The organism is Isoptericola sp. 178 (genome assembly GCF_030586525.1).
Classification (GTDB): domain Bacteria; phylum Actinomycetota; class Actinomycetes; order Actinomycetales; family Cellulomonadaceae; genus Isoptericola; species Isoptericola sediminis.
The window spans coordinates 364,183-384,719 of sequence record NZ_JAUQYN010000001.1 but is presented as its reverse complement, the minus strand read 5'-3'; the positions used below and the strand labels follow the sequence as shown (position 1 = coordinate 384,719).

The window sequence follows — 20,537 nt, the reverse complement described above, 5'->3', positions numbered from 1 at the left end:
TAGTGTCGATGGATGGAGCCGATCCCGGACCGGATGAAGGCCGTTCAGCTCGTGGGGCACGGCGGGCTCGACCAGCTCGTCTACCGGGACGACGTGCCCACGCCGAGCCCGGGGCCCGGGGAGGTCCTCCTCGACGTCCACGCCTGCGGGATGAACAACACCGACGTGTGGGTGCGCGAGGGCGCCTACGGCAGCGAGACCGACCCCGCCGAGGTCTCCACCTGGCGGCGAGGACGCTCCACGCTCCGGTTCCCCCGCATCCAGGGCACGGACACCGTGGGCAGGATCGTCGCGGTCGGCGACGGGGTCCCCGCGGACCGTGTCGGCGAACGCGTCATGGTCGACTTCTCGATCTACAACCGGCCCGAGGGCGACGACTCCCTGGCCGACATCGACTACATCGGGCACGGCCGCGACGGCGGGTACGCCGAGTACCAGACGGTGCCGGCCGAGAACGCGTACGAGATCACCCGCGACATCAGCGACGCCGGGCTCGCCACCTTCTGCTGCGCCTACCTCACCGCCGAGCAGATGCTGGACCGGGCCCGGCTCGCCGAGGGCGAGCGCATCCTGGTCACCGGGGCCTCCGGCGGGGTCGGGTCCGCGATCGTGCAGCTCGCCCGGGTCCGCGGCGCCGTCCCCTACGCGGTGACGAGCAGCGGCAAGGAGGAGGCCCTGCGCGGGATCGGTGCGGAGGACGTCGTCCTGCGGGACGGCGACGACCTGGTCAGAGAGGTCGCCCGCGTCGTGGACGGGCCGGTCGACGTCGTCGCGGACCTGGTGGGCGGGGCGATGTTCAACGACCTGCTGCGCATCCTGCGGCCGGAGGGCCGGTACACGACGGCCGGGGCGATCGGCGGGCCGGTGGTGAACCTGGACCTGCGCACCATGTACCTCAAGCAGCTCGAGCTGCACGGCTCCTCGCAGGGCACGCGCACGGCCTTCCGCCGCCTGCGGCGCTACATCGAGGACGGCGACATCAGGCCGCTGCTGGACCGGACGTTCCGGCTGTCCGACTTCCACGAGGCGCAGCGCACCTTCATGAACAAGGCCTACATCGGCAAGCTGGTCGTGGTCCCGGACCGGCACTGGGAGGACGTGGGAGCTCCCCATGCACCGTGAACGCACGCTGCACCTGATCGACACCCAGTCCGGCGGCGACGTCAGCCGGATCGTGACCGCCGGCGTCGAACCCCTGCAGGGCACGACCGTGCTGGAGAAGGCCCGCTACCTGCAGCGTGAGGGGGACGGGTTGCGGCGGCTGCTGCTGTCCGAGCCGTACGGGGACCCGGCGATGTCGGTGGACCTCATCGTCGAGCCGAGCCACCCCGAGGCGCAGGCCGGCTACATCATCATGGAGGCGATGGGGTACCCCCTCTACTCGGGGTCCAACACGATCTGCACGGCGACGGCGCTGCTCAGCAGCGGCATGATCCCGATGGTCGAGGGCACCCAGAGCGTCGTGCTGGAGTCGCCGGCGGGGCTCGCCCGGGTGACGGCACACAACGAGGGCGGCCGGGTCCGGTCCATCACCACGCAGGGCGAACCGGCGTACGTGGCCGACGAGGGCCTGTCGGTCGACGTCCCGCGCTACGGCCGCGTCGAGTTCGACCTCGTGTGGTCCGGGGCGTACTACGCCCTCATCGACGCCGCCCGGTACGGGTTCACGATCGACCGCGAGAGCCAGATCGCGCTGACGGCGTTCGGGGACGCCTTCGTGCGCGCGGCACGCCCGGGCCTGCGTGAGGAGCACCCGGAGCTGGGCCACGTCGGGCCGCTGCCGTTCGCCCACTTCATGGGGCCCGTCCGGCAGATCGGCGAGGGGCGGTACGAGTCGCCGTCGGCCACCTACGTGCACCCCGGCGTGCTCTGCCGCAGCCCGACGGGGACCGGCACCTCGGCGCGCCTGGCACTGATGGCCCGTCGCGGGCAGATCGCGGAGGGCGAGTCGCTCGAGACGATCTCGCCGCGCGGGAACCGGTTCGTCGGTACCGTGCTGGAGGACACCCAGGTCGGTGAGTTCGGGGCTCTGCATTCGACGATCACCGGCGGGGCCAAGCTGCTGGCGCACTCGCAGATCACCGTCGACCTCGACGACCCGCTGGTGGACGCGTCCGACCTGGAGCACGTGCTGGTCGCCCAGGCACCCGTGCCGCCGGAGGCCTACTGACGGGACGCCGCTGCAACGTCAGCGTCCATGGCCGACCCGACCGCGCGGGGGTCCGAGCTTGCTCGACCGCCCGCGCACGTGCATCTCGTCCAGCATCCCGTACCGGGCGGCGACGGGGCCGGCCGAGGCGCCGTGGAGCAGGACGGAGAGCATCACGGTCGTGGTGATGGTCGCGACGGCCGACAGCACGGGTTCGGACTCGCCGAGACTCTCGACCGCCAGGAGGGCGAACACCACCGAGGCGAGCCCCCGTGGGCCGAACCAGCCGAGGAACAGCACGTCCCGGGAGGCCAGGCCGGTGCCCGTCATCGCCAGCACCACCGGGAGCATCCGCACGACGGTGAGGCTCAGCAGCGCGTAGCCGACCGTGGCGACGCTCAGCTGCTCGATCGCGATCGGCACCAGCGCTGCGCCGAACAGGAACCACACCACGAAGGTCATGAGCTCCCCGCCCAGCTCGGTCAGCTCGGTGAGCTCGTGCTCGTCGCCCTGCTCGCGGTCGACGACCAGACCGAAGACCAGTCCGCCGACGAAGGCGGCCACGAACCCGTTGCCGGAGACGGAGAGCGACACGGCGAAGGCCCCGACCCCGGTGGCCAGGGTCCCGATCGGCAGCGCACCGGGTTCGGCCCACCCGCGCCGGGCGGACAGGGTCACGCCCCAGGCGCCGAGCAGACCGATGCCCCCGCCGACGGAGACTCCCAGGCCGAGCTCCAGCAGTGCACCGGCAACTCCCGTGCGTTCCAGCGATCCCACGCCCAGCGTGATGCCTGCCAGGGCGATCGCGAGCGTCACCACGGGGGTGACCACGCCGTCGTTGAGTCCGGACTCGACGTTGACGGCGACGCGCAGGCGACCGGGCACCCGCCGGTCGCCGATCACCTGGGCGCTGAGCGCGGCGTCGGTCGGAGCCAGCGCCGCCGCGACGAGCAGCGCCAGCTCCCACGGCAGGTCGGCCAGGATCAGTACCGCGGCCCCGAACCCGAGCAGCAGCGTGAGCGGGAACCCGACGAGGAGCAGCCGCAGCGGCAACGTCGCGTTGCGCCGCAGGTTGCGCAGGTTGATGCGGGCGGCGTCGGCGAACAGCACGAGGGCCAGCGTGATCTCGGCGAGGGTGTGGACCGACGCCGTCTCGATGTTCACCGGGAACGGCCCCCAGGCGTCGTTGGCCAGCAGGGCCCCGGCGGCGACGAAGACGAGCGGCCCGGTCACCTCCCGGCGCTGCAGGGCGCCCGAGACGAGCGCCCAGGCGAGCACCAGGACGGCGAAGGGGGCGAGCACCGCGATTCCCATGGGATCGATCGTGGCAGGAGCGCCGCGGGCCCGCCGCGCGGTGCGCTAGGTTGGCCTCATGACGGGGCGTAACGACTGGTGGCGGCTGCGACTGCAGCCGTGACCTGACGCGCCCCGAGCCACCCGAGTCCCGAGCTGCCCGCCGCAGCCCGGGACTCGTCGCGTATCGGCCGACGTCGGGCCTTCGGTGGGTCGCTCCCCACCGAAGGAGCCCACGATGACCGCCGCGACCGACACCGAAACCGCCTCCGTCCGGGCCGCCCGTGCCCGCAGCGCCGAGATCGAGGCGCAGATCACCCGCGACCCCTCCCGGTTCCGGGTCCTGACCGGGGACCGACCCACCGGCGCCCTCCACCTGGGCCACTACCTGGCCACGCTCGCCAACCGGGTCAGGCTGCAGCAGGCGGGCCTCGACGTCGTGCTCGTGATCGCCGACTACCAGGTGATCACCGACCGTGACGAGACCGGTGACCTGCCCGGAGTCGTGCGCGAGGTGGTGCTCGACTATCTCGCGGCCGGCATCGACCCGGACCGCACCACGATCTTCACCCACTCGGCGGTCCCCGCCCTGCACCAGCTCATGCTGCCCTTCCTGTCGCTGGTGACCGTCGCCGAGCTGGAACGCAACCCGACGGTGAAGTCCGAGGCCTCGGACGCCGCCGGCCGGCAGGGACGAGGGATGTCCGGCCTGCTGCTCACCTACCCGGTGCACCAGGCCGCCGACATCCTGGCCGTGCACGGGAACCTGGTGCCCGTCGGCGCCGACCAGCTGCCGCACCTGGAGGTCTCCAGGGCGGTGGCGCGGCGGTTCAACCAGCGTTTCACCGCCGCCCAGCCGTACTTCGCCGAGCCGGACGCGCTGCTGACGGACGCGGTGACGGTGCTCGGGCACGACGGCGTGAAGATGGCGAAGTCCCGGGGGAACTCCCTGGAGCTGAGGGCGTCGGAGGACGACACGGCGGCGTTCTTCCGGCGGGCGCGCACCGACTCCGAGCGCCACATCACCTTCGACCCCGAGACCCGCCCGGAGGTCGCCAACCTGCTGCGCATCGGTGCCCACTTCGCCGGGACGACACCGGAGTCGCTGGCGGCCTCCGTCGGTGCGGGAGGTGCGGGTCGGCTCAAGCAGGTCGTCACCGAGGGGGTCGTCGAGGGGCTGCGCCCGGTGCGTGCCCGCCGGCGGGCCCTGGCGGCCGACGGTGCTGCCGTCGTCGGCGACGTGCTGCGCCGGGGCAACGCCCGCGCGAACGTGCTGGCCGAAGGGACGCTCACCGACGTCCGCGAGCTGATGGGGATGCGCTACACCTGAGACCTCCGGCAACGAGCGTGCCCGGTGTCGACGCCATCGTGACGGATGACGTCCACACCGGGCACGCTCGTTGGTCTCCCGGGGTCAGCGCAGGCGGCCGCGCAGGCGCTCGAGCTGCGTCGTCATCTCGCGGGGCAGGTGGTCGCCGAACCGGGCGAAGAACTCCTCGGTGAGGTCCGTCTCGGCGAGCCAGGCCTCGGCCGGGACGTCGAACAGCGCCGCCATCTCCTCGTCGGACAGGTCGAGGCCGCTGGTGTCGAGCGCCCCGGCGGCGGGGAGCAGGCCCAGGGGCGACGCGACCGCACCGCTGTCGGTCCGCACGCCGCGGGAGCGATCGATCTGCCCGGCGATCCACTTGATGACCCGGGAGTTCTCCCCGAACCCGGGCCAGATGAACCGACCCTCGGCGTCCTTGCGGAACCAGTTGACCTGGAAGATCTTCGGGCGGTGCTCGGCGGGCAGGCCGGCGCCGACCTCCAGCCAGTGGCCCCAGTGGTCGGCCATGTTGTAGCCGCAGAACGGCAGCATGGCGAAGGGGTCGCGGCGCAGCTCGCCGACGGCGCCCTCGGCCGCGGCGGTGCGCTCCGAGCTGATGGTGGCGCCCATGAACACGCCGTGGTCCCAGCTCGTCGCCTGGGTGACCAGCGGGACGTTCGACGCCCGGCGGCCGCCGAAGACGATCGCGTCGACCGGGACGCCGGCGGGGTCCTCCCAGACGTCGGCGATGGTCGGGCACTGGGCGGCCGCGACGGTGAAGCGCGAGTTCGGGTGGGCCGCCGGGCGGTCGGAGTCCGGGGTCCAGTCCTCGCCCTGCCAGTCGATCAGGTGCGCCGGCGGCTCCGGGGTCAGTCCCTCCCACCAGACGTCGCCGTCGTCGGTCAGGGCCACGTTGGTGAAGATGACGTCGTGCGTCAGCGTCTCGATCGCCGTCGGGTTGGTGTCCACGCCGGTGCCGGGGGCGACGCCGAAGAACCCGGCCTCCGGGTTGATCGCACGCAGGGTGCCGTCCGGGCCGGGACGCATCCACACGATGTCGTCGCCGATCGTCTCGACCGTCCAGCCGGGGATCGTCGGCTGCAGCATCGCGAGGTTGGTCTTGCCGCAGGCGCTGGGGAAGGCGGCGGCCACGTGGTACTGCCGCTGCTCGGGGGAGGTGACGCGGATGAGCAGCATGTGCTCGGCCAGCCAGCCCTCGTCGCGGGCCATCGCGGAGGCGATGCGCAGCGCGAAGCACTTCTTGCCGAGCAGGGCGTTGCCGCCGTAGCCGGAGCCGTAGGACCAGATCTCGCGGCTCTCGGGGTAGTGCACGATGTACTTGGTGTCGTTGCAGGGCCAGGCGACGTCCTCCTCGCCCTCGGCCAGCGGCGCACCCACCGAGTGCACGGCCGGCACCCACTGCTGCCCGCCGTCGATGAGGTCGACCACGCGCGGCGAGACCCGGGTCATCACGTGCATGGACACCACGACGTAGGGCGAGTCGGTGACCTCCACGCCGACCTGGGAGATCGGGCCGCCCACCGGCCCCATGGAGAACGGCACGACGTACATCGTGCGGCCCCGCATCGAGCCCTCGAAGACCCCGTCGAGCTCGTCGCGCATCGTGGCCGGGTCGCACCAGTTGTTGGTGGGGCCGGCGTCCTCCTCGCGCTCGGAGCAGATGAAGGTCCGGGACTCGACCCGGGCCACGTCGGACGGGTTCGACCGGGCGAGGTAGGAGTTCGGGCGCTTGTCCTCGGCGAGCTTCACGAGGGTGCCCGTCTCGACCATCTCGTCGATCAGACGCTGCTTCTCCGCGGCGGAGCCGTCGCACCACACGATCTCGTCGGGCTGCGTGAGCGCGGCGATCTCGTCGACCCACGCGCGCACGTCCCGCGGCGACGTCCGGCCTGCCGATCCCGTGTCGGTCGCGGTGAGGCCGAAGCCGTCGGTGCGGTCGAGGACGTCCGGGGTGAGCTCGGCGAGGGCCAGCCGTGTCCGGCGGGGGTTCGCGGTGAAGGTCATGGCTGCTCCGTCCGTCGGGTGTGCCCGCCGGGACGACGAGCTCCTGCTTCACATTCTCCTCCTGGTCAGGCGGTCTTTGGTGCCGTGGACGCTATGAAGATCGGCTGATCTTCACGTAGCGTGAAGAGATGACCGTCGAACCGACGTCGGAGGCCCCGGACCTGATCACCCTGGGGCGCCGCATCCGCCACGCCCGGACGTCCCGCGGGCTCACGCTCGAGGCCCTGGGGCGTCAGGTGGAGTCCGCCCCGAGCCTGCTCTCGCTCGTCGAGAACGGGCGACGCGAACCCCGGCTGTCCCTGCTGCGGGCGATCGCCGAGACCCTCGAGGTGCCGTTGACGGACCTGCTCGCCGACGAGCCGCCGTCGCGTCGCGCCGCGCTGGAGATCGCGCTCGAGCGTGCGCAGCGCGGACCGTTGTTCGGAGCCCTCGGGCTGCCGGTCGTGAAGCCCAGCCAGCGGTTGCCCGTACCGGTGCTGGAGCACCTCGTGGGGCTGCACGACGAGCTGGCGCGCCGCGAGGAGGAAGCGATCGCGACGCCGGAGGAGGCGCGGCGGGCCAACACCGTGCTGCGCCGCGAGCGCCAGGACCGCGACAACCACCTGCCCGAGATCGAGGCGCTGGCCGAGGACATGACGCGGCGCGCCGGCTACACCGGTGGTGCGCTCACGCACCGCACCGTGGCGCAGATGGCCGGGGAGCTGGGCCTGACGATCCTGCACGTGGACGACCTGCCGCGCTCGGCCCGGTCGGTGACGGACTGGAAGAACGGGCGCGTGTACCTGCCGCCGGCGTCGATCCCGGGCGGGCACGGTCTGCGCTCGCTGGCCCTGCAGGCGATCGCCCACCGGGTCCTGGGCCACGAGCGTCCGCGGTCCTACGCCGACTTCCTGCGCCAGCGCGTCGAGATCACCTACTTCGCCGCGGCCTGCCTCATGCCGCAGTCGACGGCCGTCAGCTTCCTCGAGCAGCACAAGCGGGCCAAGGACCTGGCGGTGGAGGACTTCCGCGACTCGTTCGGGGTCACCCACGAGGCCGCCGCCATGCGGCTGACCAACCTCGCCACCGTCCACCTCGGCATCCCGCTGCACTTCCTGCGGGTCGGGGACGACGGCGCCCTGTTCCGCGGCTACGCGAACGACGGGCTGCCGCTGCCGCAGGACGTGACCGGCGCGATCGAGGGGCAGCTCGTCTGCCGGCGATGGCCCGCGCGGGAGGCGTTCACGCGGCGCGACCGGGCGACCGAGTCCTACCAGTACACGGACACCCCGGCGGGGACCTTCTGGGACTCGGTGCAGACCGGGACGGCGGCCGACGGAAGCCAGTTCTCCATCACGGTCGGGGTGCCGTACGCCCACGCCAAGTGGTTCCGCGGCCGGGACACGCGGGTGCGGCGCACGTCGACCTGCCCGGACCCGGCGTGCTGCCGGCGGCCCCCCGAGGACCTGGCGCAGCGGTGGGAGCGTGCGTCGTGGCCGAGCGCGCGCATGCACCAGCAGGTCCTCGCCGCACTGCCCCGGGGGGTGTTCCCGGGCGTGGACGACACCGACGTGTACCGGTTCCTCGAACGGCACGCCCCCGACCCCGACCAGGACGACGACCCGTCCCCCTGAGCCGGGTCGGCACCGGGCCCGCACCTCAGTGCGGACCCGGTCCTCCCGGGTCGTGCGGGCCGCGTCCCGGACCCACGTGCAGCGCCCGGATCCGCTGCCGGTCCACGGCGGTCACCGTCAGCGTCGTCCCGGCGACGCGGACGACGTCGCCGGGGACGGCGATCCGCCCCAGGGCGGCCAGCACGAATCCCGCCGCGGTCTCGTACGGCCCCTCGGGCAGCTCGATCCCGGTCTCCCGGGCGAAGTCCTCGAGCGTGAGACCGGCGTCGACCTCGTCGGTGCCGAGCTCCGGGCTGCGCGGGTCCGGTTCGGCGCGGATGTCCCGCACGAGCTCCTCGACGAGGTCCTCGAGGGTGGCGATGCCGTCGGTGCCGCCGTACTCGTCGCGCACGACGGCCAGGTGGATGCCCTCCTGGCGCATCGTGGTCAGGGCGGGCAGCAGCCGGTTGGTGCCGGGCATCTCCAGGGCCGGGCGGACGATCTCCCGCAGGGTCCGCCGTCGTCGGGCCGGGGTGCGCAGCTCGCGGACCAGGTCGCGCAGGTGCACGAACCCGACGACGTCGTCCACGCCGTCGTCCACGACGGGGAACCGAGTGGAGGGCTCGTCCCCCACGGCGTCGACCGCCTCGTCGACGGCGAGGTCCGCCGGCAGGAAGGTGACGTCGGGGCGCGGGCGCATGACCTCGGCCAGCGTCCGCTCGGAGGCCGTGAAGACGTCGGTCACGATCTCGCGCTCCTCGGGGGAGAAACCGGGGTGCTCGCTGACCGCCCGGCGCAGCTCCTCCCCGGTCATCTGCGGTGCCCGGACGTCCGGGTTGCCGCCCAGCAGCCGGACCACCGCGTCGGTGGAGCGGGACAGCAGCCAGATGACGGGTCGGATGATCCGCGAGAACCGGTCCAGGGGCGGTCCGACGACGAGGGACACCTGGACCGAGCGTTGCAGGGCCAGCCGCTTCGGGACGAGCTCGCCCAGCACCAGGGAGGCGTAGGCGACGAGCAGCGTCAGCGTGACCAGGGCGGCGGTCGACGCCGCACCCGGCGAGAGGCCGAGCGACTCCAGCACCGGCGCGAGGTCGGGGGCGAGCGTCGACGCGCCGTAGGCGGCGGAGAAGAACCCGGCCACCGTGACGCCGATCTGCACGGCGGCGAGGAACCTGTTGGGGTCGCGGGCGACGGCGGCGACCCGGCGCCCGCGCGACCCGTGGCGCTCCAGCTCGGCGATCTGCCCCTCGCGCAGCGAGACGAGGGCGAACTCGGTCCCGGCGAACACCCCGCCGAGCAGCACGAACCCCAGCACCAGGGCGATGTTCCGCCAGGTCTCCGCGTCCACGGCTCCCTCCGGGTTCGGGCCGCCGGGGCGGCGCTACCGCTGGTCACGAGACTTCCGCAGGTCGGCGCTGTTCGCGCGTCAGCGCCCCCGGCGCACCGGACGGTTCAGTCGCGCACCGGACCGCCCCGGGCGTCGAGGCGGTCGAGCAGCGTCGTGAACACGTCGCCGGCGCGCAGCCCGTCGTGCTCGAACTGGTTGGTGACCCATGCCCGGGCGTTCCCGACCCGGGAGGCGGTGTCCAGGGAGAGCGCGGCGTCGACGAACATGTCGTCGAAGTAGACCGCCGCCTCCATCGGCACCTCGTTGGCGGCCAGCACCGCGGTGTCGTACAGGTCGCCCCAGTCACGGCGGGCGGCCAGGGCCTGCGCCGCGTCGCGGAACGGGCGCAGCGCGGCGACCTGGTCGAACATCCAGGGGTAGATCATCTCGCCGGTGAACAGCAGCGGGCGCGCGCCCGCGGCGAACTTCGGGTCGCTCTCGCGCACCTGCTGCGCGGCCCACGCCGTCGGCCCGGTGCCCGCCTGGGCGTAGATCGACTCGTGCAGCACGGCGTACATCGGGTTGGTGGCGAACCCCGTGGCGGCCTCGACGTCCGCGAGGAAGGTGTCGGTGAGCTCGTCCGGTGCCCCGGCGTCGAAGGCCTCGTCGACGATCCAGTGCACGCGCTCGAACCCGGGGCCCATGCCGAAGGCCATCCCCAGCGACTGGAAGCGCTCGATGCTCAGCAGGTCTCCACCGGGCAGCCGCACGTCGCCGTCGGCGATCCGGTCCGCGATCCGGGCGATCCGGGGCACGTCGTCGGGGTACCGGCCGCGGTACTGCGCGTTCTTCGTCGCGACCCGCGCCTGCGTGCGCCGGTAGACCTCCTCGGGCCCGGCGTCGAGGCCGGCCAGGCCCCCGGTCACGTAGGACGCCGCCAGGCCCTCGGGGGCGAGCGACAGGTAGGTCAGGGTGACGAACCCGCCGTAGGACTGTCCGAGCGTCGACCAGCGACGGCCGCCGTAGATGGACTTCCGCACGTGCTCGGCGTCGCGGACGATGGAGTCGGCACGCAGGTGCGACAGGTACTCGGCCTGGACCTCGGGGGAGCCGAGGGCGGCGAGCGCACGGGCCCGCACCGCCGTCGAACGCCCGGTGCCGCGCTGGTCGAGCAGCACGACCCGGAACCGCTTCAGCGCCTCGCCGACCCAGCCGTCGGGACCCGTGGGGCGGGGACCCTTGCCGCCGGGGCCACCCTGCAGGAACACCAGCAGCGGCAGGTCCTCGGACCGTTTCGTCGGATCCACCAGCTCACGCACGAACACGCTGAGCGTGCGGTCGTCGGCGGGGGCGGACCAGTCCAGCGGCACCGTCAGGGTGCGGTCGGTGACGTGGACGCCGGGGATCGTGTACGCGGACTCGCTCGTGACGGTGCTCTTCACGACGCCAGCCTACGAGCCTCGCCCCGCACCGCACGGCGCGGACGAGCCGAGGGGACGGCACGACCCGTGCGACCGTCGATGTTCCCGAAGTGGAGCGCCCCCCAGGGCGCGTGAACACGGTCGTGCGGGTCGTGCCGTCCCCTCGGCGGCACAACTACTTGGTGTCTTCGTCGACCCAGTCGAAGGTCTTGGTCACCGCCTTCTTCCACTGGCGGTACAGCCGCTCGCGCTCGTCCTCGGGCAGCGACGGCGTCCACCGCTGGCCCTCGATCCAGTTGTCGCGGACGTCCTGCTCGCCCGACCAGAAGCCGACGGCGATGCCGGCGGCGTACGCCGCACCGAGGGCCGTGGTCTCGGCGACCTCGGGCCGCACGACGTCGACGCCGAGCTGGTCCGCCTGGAACTGCATGAGCAGGTTGTTGGCGACCATGCCGCCGTCGACCTTCAGCTCGGTCAGGTCCACACCGGAGTCGGCCCGCATGGCGTCCATGACCTCGCGCGTCTGGAAGGCGACCGCCTCCAGGGCCGCGCGGGCGATGTGGTTGCGGTTGACGTACCGCGTCAGGCCCACGAGCGCACCGCGGGCGTCCGACCGCCAGTACGGGGCGAACAGGCCGGAGAACGCCGGCACGAAGTAGGCGCCGCCGTTGTCGTCGACCTTGCCGGCCAGGTACTCGATGTCCGGGGCGTCGTCGAACAGCCCCAGGTTGTCCCGCAGCCACTGGACCAGCGAGCCGGTGACGGCGATGGCACCCTCGAGGGCGTAGACGGCGTCGGCGTCCCCGATCTTGTAGCAGACCGTGGTGAGCAGACCGTTCTCGCTGGCCACCTTCTCGGTACCGGTGTTGAGCAGCATGAAGTTACCGGTGCCGTAGGTGTTCTTCGCGGTCCCGACCTCGAAGCACGCCTGGCCGAAGGTGGCGGCCTGCTGGTCGCCGAGGATGCCCGCGATCGGGACACCGGGGACCATGCCGCGGGGGCGTCCGTGACCGTAGATCTCGGACGAGGACCGGATCTCGGGGAGCATCGACAGCGGGATGCCCATGTCCGCGGCGATGTCCTCCCGCCAGGAGAGGGTGTCGAGGTCCATGAGCATGGTGCGCGAGGCGTTGGTGACGTCGGTGACGTGCACGCCGCCGTCCGTCCCGCCGGTCATGTTCCACAGGACCCAGCTGTCGGTATTGCCGAACAGCAGGTCGCCGCGGTCCGCGGCCTCCCGGGCGCCCTCGACGTTGTCGAGGATCCACTTGATCTTCGGGCCGGAGAAGTAGGTCGCGAGCGGCAGCCCGACGATCGACTTGTACTTCTCGGGGCCCTCGGAGCCGCCCAGCTCGTCCACGATCGCCTGGGTGCGGGTGTCCTGCCAGACGATGGCGTTGTAGACGGGCTTGCCGGTGTTCTTGTCCCACACGACCGTGGTCTCACGCTGGTTCGTGATGCCGACGGCGGCGACGTCCTCGTGCGAGAGGTTGCCGCGGGTGAGGGCGAGGCCGACGACCTCGCGGGTGTTGTTCCAGATCTGCTCGGGGTTGTGCTCGACCCAGCCCGCCTTCGGGAAGATCTGGTCGTGCTCGAGCTGGCCGGTCGAGACGATGCGGCCGGAGTGGTCGAAGACGATGGCACGCGAGCTCGTGGTGCCCTGGTCGATGGCGAGGACGTAGTCAGCCATGGGTATGTCCTTCGTGTCGTTGCGTCATTGCGGTACGGATGGGTGGTCGCCGGGCCGGGCTCAGCCGAAGGCGACCAGAGGAGCGAACAGGCCGGCGAGGACGCCGCCGACGATGGGGCCGAGGACCGGCACCCAGGAGTAGCCCCAGTCGCTGGAACCCTTGCCCTTGATCGGCAGCAGCGCGTGCGCGATGCGGGGGCCGAGGTCACGGGCCGGGTTGATGGCGTAGCCGGTGGGGCCACCGAGGCTCGCACCGATCCCGACCACCAGGAGGGCGACGGCGAGCGGGCCGATGTCACCCGGCCAGTTGCCGAAGTTCAGCACCACGAACACCAGCACGAAGGTGCCGATGACCTCGGTGACGAAGTTCCACCCGTAGGAGCGGATCTCGGGTCCGGTGGAGAACACCGCGAGCTTGATCGGCGCCGGCGCCTCCTCGTCGAAGTGCTTCTTGTAGGCGAGGAAGGCGATCGCGGAACCGAGCGCGGCACCGACGATCTGGGCGGAGATGTAGATCGCACCGTTCGCCAGGGTGACGGGGATGCCCGGACCGAACTCCTCGGCGCCGCTGGCCCAGATGCCGAACGTCACGGCCGGGTTGATGTGGGCGCCGCTGGCGAACGCGACGTACACACCGGAGAACACACCCAGGCCCCATCCGAAGTTGATGAGAAGCCATCCGCCGTTGAACCCCTTGTTCTTCGGCAGGATGACGTTCGCCACGACACCGGCACCGAGGAGCAGCAGCATCCCGGTTCCCAGCATCTCGCTGACGAAGAGTTCGCCTGTTGACATCGTCGTCTCGCTTTCTCTTCTCGGTCCGGGCCCGTGCCCGGAGCGTCGTGCCACGACCTCGTCGCCGCGGCGAACCGGCCGCGCCGCCGATGCTGCGACGGCGCGACCGGGGGTCCTGTCAGGTGCGCAGAGGCCGCAGCGTCGTCAGGTCGCCGGCGTTGCCCCGGGCCTCGGCGGCCGCCTCGTCGTCGGGGGCCTGGGCCGCCGCGTCCTCGGCGTCCGCCCGGGCCCGGTAGCTCTCGATCTCCCGCTTCCTGGTCTCGTCGTCCCAGCCGAGCAGGGGTGCGGCGATCCCGGCGATCTCCTCGAGGGCGGCACGCCCCTTGTCGGCCACCTCGTAGACGAGCCGGGTACGTCTCACGAGCAGGTCCTCCAGGTGCAGCGCGCCCTCGTGGCTGACCGCGTAGTGGATCTCGGCCCGCAGGTAGGCGGGGGCGTGCTCCAGCGGTTCGGCGAGCCCCGGGTCCTCCTCGCACAGGGTCACGAGCTCGCGCAGCGCCGAGCCGTAGCGGTGCAGGAGGTGGTCGACCATCGCCGGGCTCCAGCCGTACCGCTGCGCCCAGGTGCGGGCCTGGCGACGGGCGGCGGACAGGCCGACCGCGCCGATGAGCGGGATCTGGTGGGTCACCGACGGCAGCGCGTGCGCCCGCTGGCCGATCGCGAAGTCGACGGCGTCCTTGGCCATCACGCGATAGGTGGTCAGCTTCCCGCCGGCGATGACGGTCAGGCCCGGGGCGGGGGAGGCGACGGTGTGCTCGCGCGAGACCTTCGCCGAGCTCGTGCCCTCCTTGGTGCCCGGCTGCAGCAGCGGACGCAGGCCGGCGTAGGTGCCGATGACGTCCTCGCGCGTGAGCGGGTGGGCCAGCACCGCGTTGGCGTGGTCGAGCACGTAGTCGATGTCGGCCGCGGTGGCCACCGGATGGACCGGGTCCAGCTCCCACGGGGTGTCCGTGGTGCCGATGATCCAGTACCGGGACCAGGGGATGATGAACAGCACCGACTTCTCGGTCTGCAGGATCAGGCCGACCTGCCCCTTGATGCGCTCCCGGGGGACGACGACGTGGATGCCCTTGGAGGCCAGCACGTGCAGGCCGCCCTCGTCCCCGGCCAGGGCCTCGGTGTCCTCGGTCCACACGCCGGTGGCGTTGATGACGTGCCGGGCGCGGACCGTGATCTCGCGACCGGTCTCCAGGTCGACGACGACGGCCCCGTTGACCGTGCCGGTGCTGCTCTTGGTGAGCTCGACGACCTGGGTGCGGGTGGCGGCGTGCGCGCCGTAGTCGACCGCGGTGCGGACCAGCGTGGCGACGAGGCGCGAGTCGTCGACGGAGGCGTCCCAGTACTGCACGGCGCCGATCGCGGCCTCGTGCGCGAGGTCCGGGAACTTCCGGCTGATCTGCCGACGGGTCAGGTGCCGGTGCAGCGGCATCGCGCGCTTCCCCGGGGCGACCGAGGCCAGGGTGTCGTACAGCGCGATGCCGGCCCCGACGTAGGCCCGTTCCCACACCCGGTGCTCGAGGGGGTACAGGAAGGGGACGGGCTTGACGAGGTGCGGGGCGAGCTCCTTGAGGAGCAGGTCGCGTTCGGTGAGCGCCTCGTGCACGAGGGAGAAGTCGAGCATCTGCAGGTAGCGCAGGCCGCCGTGGACCAGCTTGCTGGACCAGCTGGAGGTGCCTGCGGACCAGTCCTGGGACTCGACGATCGCGGTGGACAGCCCGCGCGTGACGGAGTCGAGAGCGATGCCGGCGCCGGTGACCCCGCCGCCGATGACGAGGACGTCGAGCTCGGAGGCGGAGTCCTGCGAGCTCTCGAGCGCAGCCAGGGCGCGGGTTCGTGACTCGGCAGTGAGTCGGGAGGCCATCGGGGGTGCTCCTCTCGGTCGGACTGGAACTCAGAGCACCATCGGTCGAACATTCTCGCAAGCCAGATGCACGAACGTGCATCTGGCGGCATGCTGCGGCACCCTGGTTCCGTGACGACTCCCCGGGAACGCGACGTGGTCATGGCCGCGACCATGTACTACCTGCAGGACATGAAGATGGAGACGATCGCGCGGCACCTGCGCACGTCGCGGTCGACCGTGTCGCGCCTGCTCAAGAGGGCGCGGGAGACCGGTGTCGTGGAGATCACGCTGCGGCCCACGCACACTCGTGCACCCGGTCTCGGCCAGCGGCTCGCGGCGCAGTACGACATCGACACCTACGTCGTGCCGGTGCCGGACGCCGCCGACGACGCGCAACGGCTCGGTCAGGTGGCCCGCACCACCGCCCGTCTGGTGACGCGCTGGTTCGACTCCGACATGGTGCTCGGCATCGCCTGGGGGACCACGCTGGCCGCCGTGGCGGGCCACCTCATGGACAAGCCCACCCGGGGCTCCGCCGTCGTGCAGCTCAACGGCGCGGCGAACAACCGGACCTCCGGCGTCGCCTACGCCGGGGACCTCCTGGACCGTATCGCGGCCACCTTCGAGGCCCACGCCCACCCGTTTCCCGTGCCGGCCTTCTTCGACTTCGCCGAGACCCGGGACGCCATGTGGCGGGAGCGGTCGGTGCGCCGCGTCCTCGACGTGCAGGCCAGGACGGATCTCGCGGTGTTCTCCGTGGGTGCGCTCACCGGCGGTGTCCCGTCGCACGTCTACTCGGCCGGGTACCTGGAACCCGAGGACGTGGCGGCGCTCGAGGGCGCGGGTGTGGTCGGCGACGTCTGCACGGTCTTCCTGCGTCCTGACGGGTCGTTCCGCGACATCGCCATCAACGCTCGGGCCACGGGGCCCACCCCGGACCAGCTCCGGCGGTTCCCGCGACGGCTGTGCGCCGCCGCGGGCGACAACAAGATCGCCCCGTTGCGCGCCGCGCTGGCCGCCGGGGTGGTCACGGACCTCGTCGTCGACGAGATCACGGCCGCGGGGCTCGTCGAGGCCGACTGATCCGTCCGCGGCCGCTGTGCGGGCCGCGTGCCGGCGTCGCGCGTAGGGTGCTGACGTGCCCGACCTGTCGAACGCACCGTTCCGCATCCGGCCCGCCCTGCCCGCGGACGTCCGCGGCGTGCGCGACCTCGTCGCCCCGTACGCGACGGACCGCATCCTGCTGGCCAAGGAGCTCGTCGGCTACTACGAGTCGGTGCAGGAGTTCCTCGTGGCCGACGCCGGGCCGGAGGCGGGCCTGGTCGGGTGCGGCGCGCTGCACGTGATGTGGGCCGACCTCGCCGAGATCCGCACGCTCGCCGTCGACCCGGCCTGGAGGGGGCGCGGGCTGGGGCACGCTCTCGTCGAGGAGCTGATCCTGCGGGCGCGGGAGATGGGACTCAAGCGCCTGTTCTGCCTCACGTTCGAGGTCGACTTCTTCGCCGCCCACGGTTTCCGCGAGATCGACGGGACCCCGGTGACCGGCGAGGTCTACGCCGAGCTGCTGCGGTCGCACGACGACGGGGTGGCCGAGTTCCTCGACCTCGCGCGGGTCAAGCCGAACACCCTCGGCAACTCGCGCATGCTGCTGGACCTCTGAGCAGCGACGGCGGCCGGAGAGTCACGCCGGGAGCATGAACCGGCCGGCCTCGTCGGTCTCGGCCAGCCCGTCCTCCACCAGCCCGGCCAGGCACCGGTCGAGCTGGGACTCCGGACCGGCGTCGGCCAGCAGAGCACGGTGCACGGGGCCTTCGGCGGTGCGCAGCGCGGCCATGACCCGGCCCCGCACCTGCCGGTCGGTGCCGTCCCAGGACTGGGTCCGCCGCCGGTGCGCGTGCTCGTCCGGCGGGAACCCGGCCAGGCGCCAGGCGCACAGGTCCTGGACCGGGCACCGGTCGCACCGCGGGGTCCGGGCGGTGCAGACCAGCGCCCCCAGCTCCATGGACGCGGCCGCCCACGTCGCGGCGTCCTCGTCGCCGTCGGGCACCAGGGAGACGGCCAGCCGCCGCTCCGCCGCCGTGTACGACGGCGCCGGCAGCGCGACGCCGGTGACGGCGCGGGCCTGGACCCGCCTCACGTTCGTGTCCACGACGACGGCGCGGCGGCCGAAGGCGAAGGCGCGGACGGCCCCCGCGGTGTACTCCCCGATGCCGGGCAGCGCACGCAGGGCCTCCTCCCCGGACGGGACCTCCCCGTCGTGCCGGGCCACGATCGCCCGCGCGCAGTCCGCGAGCCGCAGCGCCCGGCGCGGATAGCCGAGCCGGCCCCAGGCGCGGAGCACCTCGGACGTCGGGGCGTCGGCCAGCGCCGCCGGGGTGGGCCACCGCTCCATCCACTCGCGCCACACGGGCTCGACCCGGACGACCGGGGTCTGCTGGAGCATGACCTCGCTGACCAGGACGCCCCACGGGGTCCGGTCCGCGGCGCGCCAGGGGAGATCGCGTGCGGCGTGGGCGAACCACGCCGTGACCCGTTCGACCAGTGCATCCACGGTCGCCCATTGTGCCTGGCCGGAGCGGCTTCCCGGGACGGCGGCGCGGCGCCTCCGTCGGTCGGTCCGCACCACGTAGCGTGGTCTGCGCAGAGGTGTTCGTCGAGATGCGGGGGAACGGTGGCGGCAGCGAAGGACCGTGGGCGAGGAGGTGCCGCGCGGGGGCGCCAGGCGTCCGGGGGACGCACGCCGTCCTCGCGCGCCACGTCGTCCCGGGGCTCCTCCCGTTCCGGCTCCGCAGCGAGGGGATCGTCGGGGGGCCGGTCGACCACGTCGGGCGGTGCGGCGAAGAAGGCGGCCCCGCAGAAGGCCGCGCCGAAGAAGGCGGCCCCGCAGAAGTCCACCACCAGGACGTCCGCCCCGAAGAAGTCCAGCGCGACGAGCTCTCGGGCCCAGAGCACCCGACGCACGACCTCTCGAGGCGCCGCCACGGGTGCCGCGGGGTCGACGCGTCGCAGGACGGGGGCCACCGCCGGCCGGGCGACCTCGTCGAGGAGCCGGTCGGCGGGTTCCGCGTCCCGGTCCACCGGGGGTCGGGGGTCCGCCCGCGGAGGTCGCCGGTCGGTGGCGACGAACGGCCTGGTGGCTCCTGGCAGCACGCCGCGGCCCCGGTCGCGCCGACCGGCCCCGGCGAGGAGCCGCACCGCCCACCGCGGTCCCGCGATCGTGCTCCTGGTGCTCGGCCTGCTCGTCGGCGCCGGCACGGCGACCGGGTACGGGATCGGTCGCGCCGTCGACTGGGCGCGGGACGCCTGGCCCGAGCCGCGGCTCGAGCTCGTCGCCGAGAAGCAGGCCCCGCCGGAGGCGATCGACCCCGCCGGGGTGGCGGAGACGTGCACCCCCTCGGCGGTCCGCGCCGAGCTCTCCGGCGACCGCGACACCCTGGTGCTCGGCGAGGCGGTGTCGATGACGGTGCGCGTGACCAACGAGGGGCGGATGCCGTGCCTGCTCGACGCGCACCGGTCGAGCATGCAGGTGGTCGTCTCCGGGGCCGACGGCGGCGAACGCGTCTGGTCGTCCGCGGACTGCATCGGCGCGGGCGAGGAGCTCGTCCTGCTCGGGACCGACGAGCGCTGGGAGCTCACCGCCCGCTGGTCCGGGAGCGGGTCGACGCCCGGCTGCGACGCCCAGGGTGACGTGCCTCCCGGCGAGTACACCGCGACGGTCCTGCTGGACGACGTCCCCGGTGCCGAGGGTGAGCCCTGGGACGTCACCGTCGAGGCGGCGCCCGCGCCGGAACCCTCGGCGGACGCCGAGGACGCCGAGGGTTCCGCGCAGGACGCGTCCACGGACGACGGCACCACCGCCGAGGAGGATGCCGACCCCTCCGAGGAGGGCCGGTCCGGCGACAAGGCCTCCGAGAGGTCGGGCGGCCGGTCGGACTCAGGGAACGGCAAGAAGCCCGGCGGTGACGCCGGGACCGAGGGCTGAACCCCCTACACGTACCGCTCGAGGATGCTGGACTCCGCCAGGCGGGACAGCCCCTCGCGCACGGCGCGTGCCCGGTGGTCGCCCACGCCCTCGACGCTCATGAGGTCGTCGACGCTCGCGGCGAGCAGCTTCTGCAGGCCCCCGAACTGCTGGACCAGTCGCTCGACGATCGTGCTCGGCAGGCGGGGGACCTTCGACAGCAGCCGGTAGCCGTGCGGCGCCACGGCCGCGTCGAGTGCCACCCCGGCACCCGGCAGTCGCAGGACGCGCCCGATCTCCGACAGGTCGAGCAGCTGGGACGAGTCGAGCCGGGCCAGGTCGGCGTGGACGGCCGCGAGGCTGCGGCCCGAGCGCTCGACGTCGACGTAGTCGCGCACGACGAGGTCGCGGTCCGAGCCGATCCCGCCGAGGAGCTCGTCGAGCTGGAGGGCGAGCAGCCGGCCGTCGGTGCCGAGCTCGACCACGTACCCGTCGATCTCGTCGGAGATGCGCCGCACCATCTCCAGGCGCTGGACCACCGCGCAGACGTCCCGCACGGTGACCAGGTCCTCGATCTCGAGGGCCGACAGGGTGCCGGAGACCTCGTCCAGTCGCGAGCGGTAGCGCTCCAGGGTCGCCAGCGCCTGGTTGGCGCGGCCCAGGATCGTGTCGGAGTCCTCCAGCACGTGCCGCACCGAGCCCGTGTAGATCGCGACGATCCGCATCGACTGGCTCACGGAGACGATCGGGAAGCCGGTCTGCTTCGCGACGCGCTCGGCCGTCCGGTGCCGGGTGCCCGACTCGCTCGTCTCGATCGAGGGGTCCGGCAGGAGCTGGACGGCGGCGCGGCGGATCCGGGTGGCGTCCCGGTCGAGGACGACGGCGCCGTCCATCTTGGACAGCTCGCGCAGCCGCGTGGCCGAGAACTCGACGTCGAGCTCGAAGCCGCCCGAGCAGATCTCCTCGACCGTCTTGTCGAGACCGAGGACGATCAGGGCACCGGTCCGCCCTCGCAGGATGCGCTCCAGGCCGTCGCGGAGCTCGGTGCCGGGGGCGACGGCGGCAAGGGTGTCCCGCAGCAGGGCGTCGGGTTGCGCGATGTTGGGGGCCACCTGGGCATTCTACGTCCTGG

Annotated in this window: 16 protein-coding genes; 7 read left to right on the top strand and 9 right to left on the bottom strand. The window is 72.8% G+C overall.

The window, feature by feature from the left end; translation table 11 throughout:
- The first annotated feature begins 12 nt into the window (after positions 1–12).
- Complete coding sequence (locus Q6349_RS01750; RefSeq protein WP_304602587.1) at positions 13–1,122, top strand: alcohol dehydrogenase family protein; 1,110 nt, start codon at positions 13–15, stop codon at positions 1,120–1,122.
- Entirely contained in the window at positions 1,112–2,170 is a 1,059-nt protein-coding gene (locus Q6349_RS01745; protein ID WP_304602586.1) for a proline racemase family protein, read from the top strand. The genes Q6349_RS01750 and Q6349_RS01745 overlap by 11 nt, the downstream gene beginning before the upstream one ends.
- A gap of 18 nt (positions 2,171–2,188) precedes the next feature.
- Here Q6349_RS01745 and Q6349_RS01740 read toward each other — a convergent pair whose 3' ends face one another.
- Positions 2,189–3,463, bottom strand: coding sequence for a cation:proton antiporter (locus Q6349_RS01740; RefSeq protein WP_304602585.1), 1,275 nt, complete (start codon positions 3,461–3,463; stop codon positions 2,189–2,191).
- 217 nt (positions 3,464–3,680) lie between these two features.
- On the opposite strand from Q6349_RS01740, the gene trpS reads away from it, so the two are divergent.
- Complete coding sequence (gene trpS, locus Q6349_RS01735; RefSeq protein WP_304602584.1) at positions 3,681–4,772, top strand: tryptophan--tRNA ligase; 1,092 nt, start codon at positions 3,681–3,683, stop codon at positions 4,770–4,772.
- 84 nt (positions 4,773–4,856) lie between these two features.
- Here the strand turns inward: trpS and Q6349_RS01730 are convergent, their stop codons facing one another.
- The gene (locus Q6349_RS01730) at positions 4,857–6,773 is read right to left on the bottom strand and encodes a phosphoenolpyruvate carboxykinase (GTP) (protein ID WP_304602583.1); all 1,917 of its coding nucleotides are present in this window, start codon (positions 6,771–6,773) and stop codon (positions 4,857–4,859) included.
- Positions 6,774–6,901: 128 nt separating this feature from the next.
- Between Q6349_RS01730 and Q6349_RS01725 the strand changes: the two genes are divergently transcribed.
- Positions 6,902–8,386 carry an XRE family transcriptional regulator gene (locus Q6349_RS01725; protein WP_304602582.1) on the top strand — a complete coding sequence of 495 codons (1,485 nt, stop codon included), beginning with the start codon at positions 6,902–6,904 and terminating at the stop codon, positions 8,384–8,386.
- A 25-nt stretch (positions 8,387–8,411) separates the two neighbouring features.
- Here Q6349_RS01725 and Q6349_RS01720 read toward each other — a convergent pair whose 3' ends face one another.
- The 5 genes from Q6349_RS01720 to Q6349_RS01700 all read right to left on the bottom strand — a co-directional run bounded on the left by Q6349_RS01720 (position 8,412) and on the right by Q6349_RS01700 (position 15,462).
- Positions 8,412–9,716, bottom strand: coding sequence for a hemolysin family protein (locus Q6349_RS01720; protein WP_171246033.1), 1,305 nt, complete (start codon positions 9,714–9,716; stop codon positions 8,412–8,414).
- A 104-nt stretch (positions 9,717–9,820) separates the two neighbouring features.
- Positions 9,821–11,137, bottom strand: coding sequence for an alpha/beta fold hydrolase (locus tag Q6349_RS01715; RefSeq protein ID WP_304602581.1), 1,317 nt, complete (start codon positions 11,135–11,137; stop codon positions 9,821–9,823).
- Between the two features lie 154 nt (positions 11,138–11,291).
- Positions 11,292–12,806 carry a glycerol kinase GlpK gene (glpK, locus tag Q6349_RS01710; RefSeq protein ID WP_304602580.1) on the bottom strand — a complete coding sequence of 505 codons (1,515 nt, stop codon included), beginning with the start codon at positions 12,804–12,806 and terminating at the stop codon, positions 11,292–11,294.
- A gap of 60 nt (positions 12,807–12,866) precedes the next feature.
- Entirely contained in the window at positions 12,867–13,601 is a 735-nt protein-coding gene (locus Q6349_RS01705; protein WP_304602579.1) for an MIP/aquaporin family protein, read from the bottom strand.
- Positions 13,602–13,719: 118 nt separating this feature from the next.
- Entirely contained in the window at positions 13,720–15,462 is a 1,743-nt protein-coding gene (locus tag Q6349_RS01700; protein ID WP_304602578.1) for a glycerol-3-phosphate dehydrogenase/oxidase, read from the bottom strand.
- Positions 15,463–15,573: 111 nt separating this feature from the next.
- Here Q6349_RS01700 and Q6349_RS01695 point away from each other — a divergent pair, with 111 nt between their 5' ends.
- Together Q6349_RS01695 and Q6349_RS01690 are read left to right on the top strand one after the other, a co-directional pair.
- Complete coding sequence (locus tag Q6349_RS01695) at positions 15,574–16,527, top strand: sugar-binding transcriptional regulator (RefSeq protein ID WP_171246029.1); 954 nt, start codon at positions 15,574–15,576, stop codon at positions 16,525–16,527.
- A gap of 64 nt (positions 16,528–16,591) precedes the next feature.
- The gene (locus Q6349_RS01690) at positions 16,592–17,104 is read left to right on the top strand and encodes an amino-acid N-acetyltransferase (protein ID WP_171246076.1); all 513 of its coding nucleotides are present in this window, start codon (positions 16,592–16,594) and stop codon (positions 17,102–17,104) included.
- Positions 17,105–17,125: 21 nt separating this feature from the next.
- Here the strand turns inward: Q6349_RS01690 and Q6349_RS01685 are convergent, their stop codons facing one another.
- On the bottom strand, positions 17,126–17,995 hold the full coding sequence (locus Q6349_RS01685) for an A/G-specific adenine glycosylase (RefSeq protein ID WP_304602577.1): 870 nt from the start codon (positions 17,993–17,995) through the stop codon (positions 17,126–17,128).
- A 582-nt stretch (positions 17,996–18,577) separates the two neighbouring features.
- On the opposite strand from Q6349_RS01685, the gene Q6349_RS01680 reads away from it, so the two are divergent.
- Positions 18,578–19,426, top strand: coding sequence for a hypothetical protein (locus Q6349_RS01680; protein WP_304602576.1), 849 nt, complete (start codon positions 18,578–18,580; stop codon positions 19,424–19,426).
- 5 nt (positions 19,427–19,431) lie between these two features.
- On the opposite strand, the gene disA is transcribed toward Q6349_RS01680, so the two are convergent.
- Entirely contained in the window at positions 19,432–20,517 is a 1,086-nt protein-coding gene (disA, locus tag Q6349_RS01675; RefSeq protein ID WP_171246027.1) for a DNA integrity scanning diadenylate cyclase DisA, read from the bottom strand.
- Between the last annotated feature and the right edge of the window lie 20 nt (positions 20,518–20,537).

Coding starts and splice junctions, on each gene's coding strand:
- Q6349_RS01750 (WP_304602587.1), top strand. CDS start 13: ATGGAGCCGATCCCGGACCGGATGAAGGCCGTTCAGCTCGTGGGGCAC.
- Q6349_RS01745 (WP_304602586.1), top strand. CDS start 1,112: ATGCACCGTGAACGCACGCTGCACCTGATCGACACCCAGTCCGGCGGC.
- Q6349_RS01740 (WP_304602585.1), bottom strand. CDS start 3,463: ATGGGAATCGCGGTGCTCGCCCCCTTCGCCGTCCTGGTGCTCGCCTGG.
- trpS (WP_304602584.1), top strand. CDS start 3,681: ATGACCGCCGCGACCGACACCGAAACCGCCTCCGTCCGGGCCGCCCGT.
- Q6349_RS01730 (WP_304602583.1), bottom strand. CDS start 6,773: ATGACCTTCACCGCGAACCCCCGCCGGACACGGCTGGCCCTCGCCGAG.
- Q6349_RS01725 (WP_304602582.1), top strand. CDS start 6,902: ATGACCGTCGAACCGACGTCGGAGGCCCCGGACCTGATCACCCTGGGG.
- glpK (WP_304602580.1), bottom strand. CDS start 12,806: ATGGCTGACTACGTCCTCGCCATCGACCAGGGCACCACGAGCTCGCGT.
- Q6349_RS01705 (WP_304602579.1), bottom strand. CDS start 13,601: ATGTCAACAGGCGAACTCTTCGTCAGCGAGATGCTGGGAACCGGGATG.
- Q6349_RS01700 (WP_304602578.1), bottom strand. CDS start 15,462: ATGGCCTCCCGACTCACTGCCGAGTCACGAACCCGCGCCCTGGCTGCG.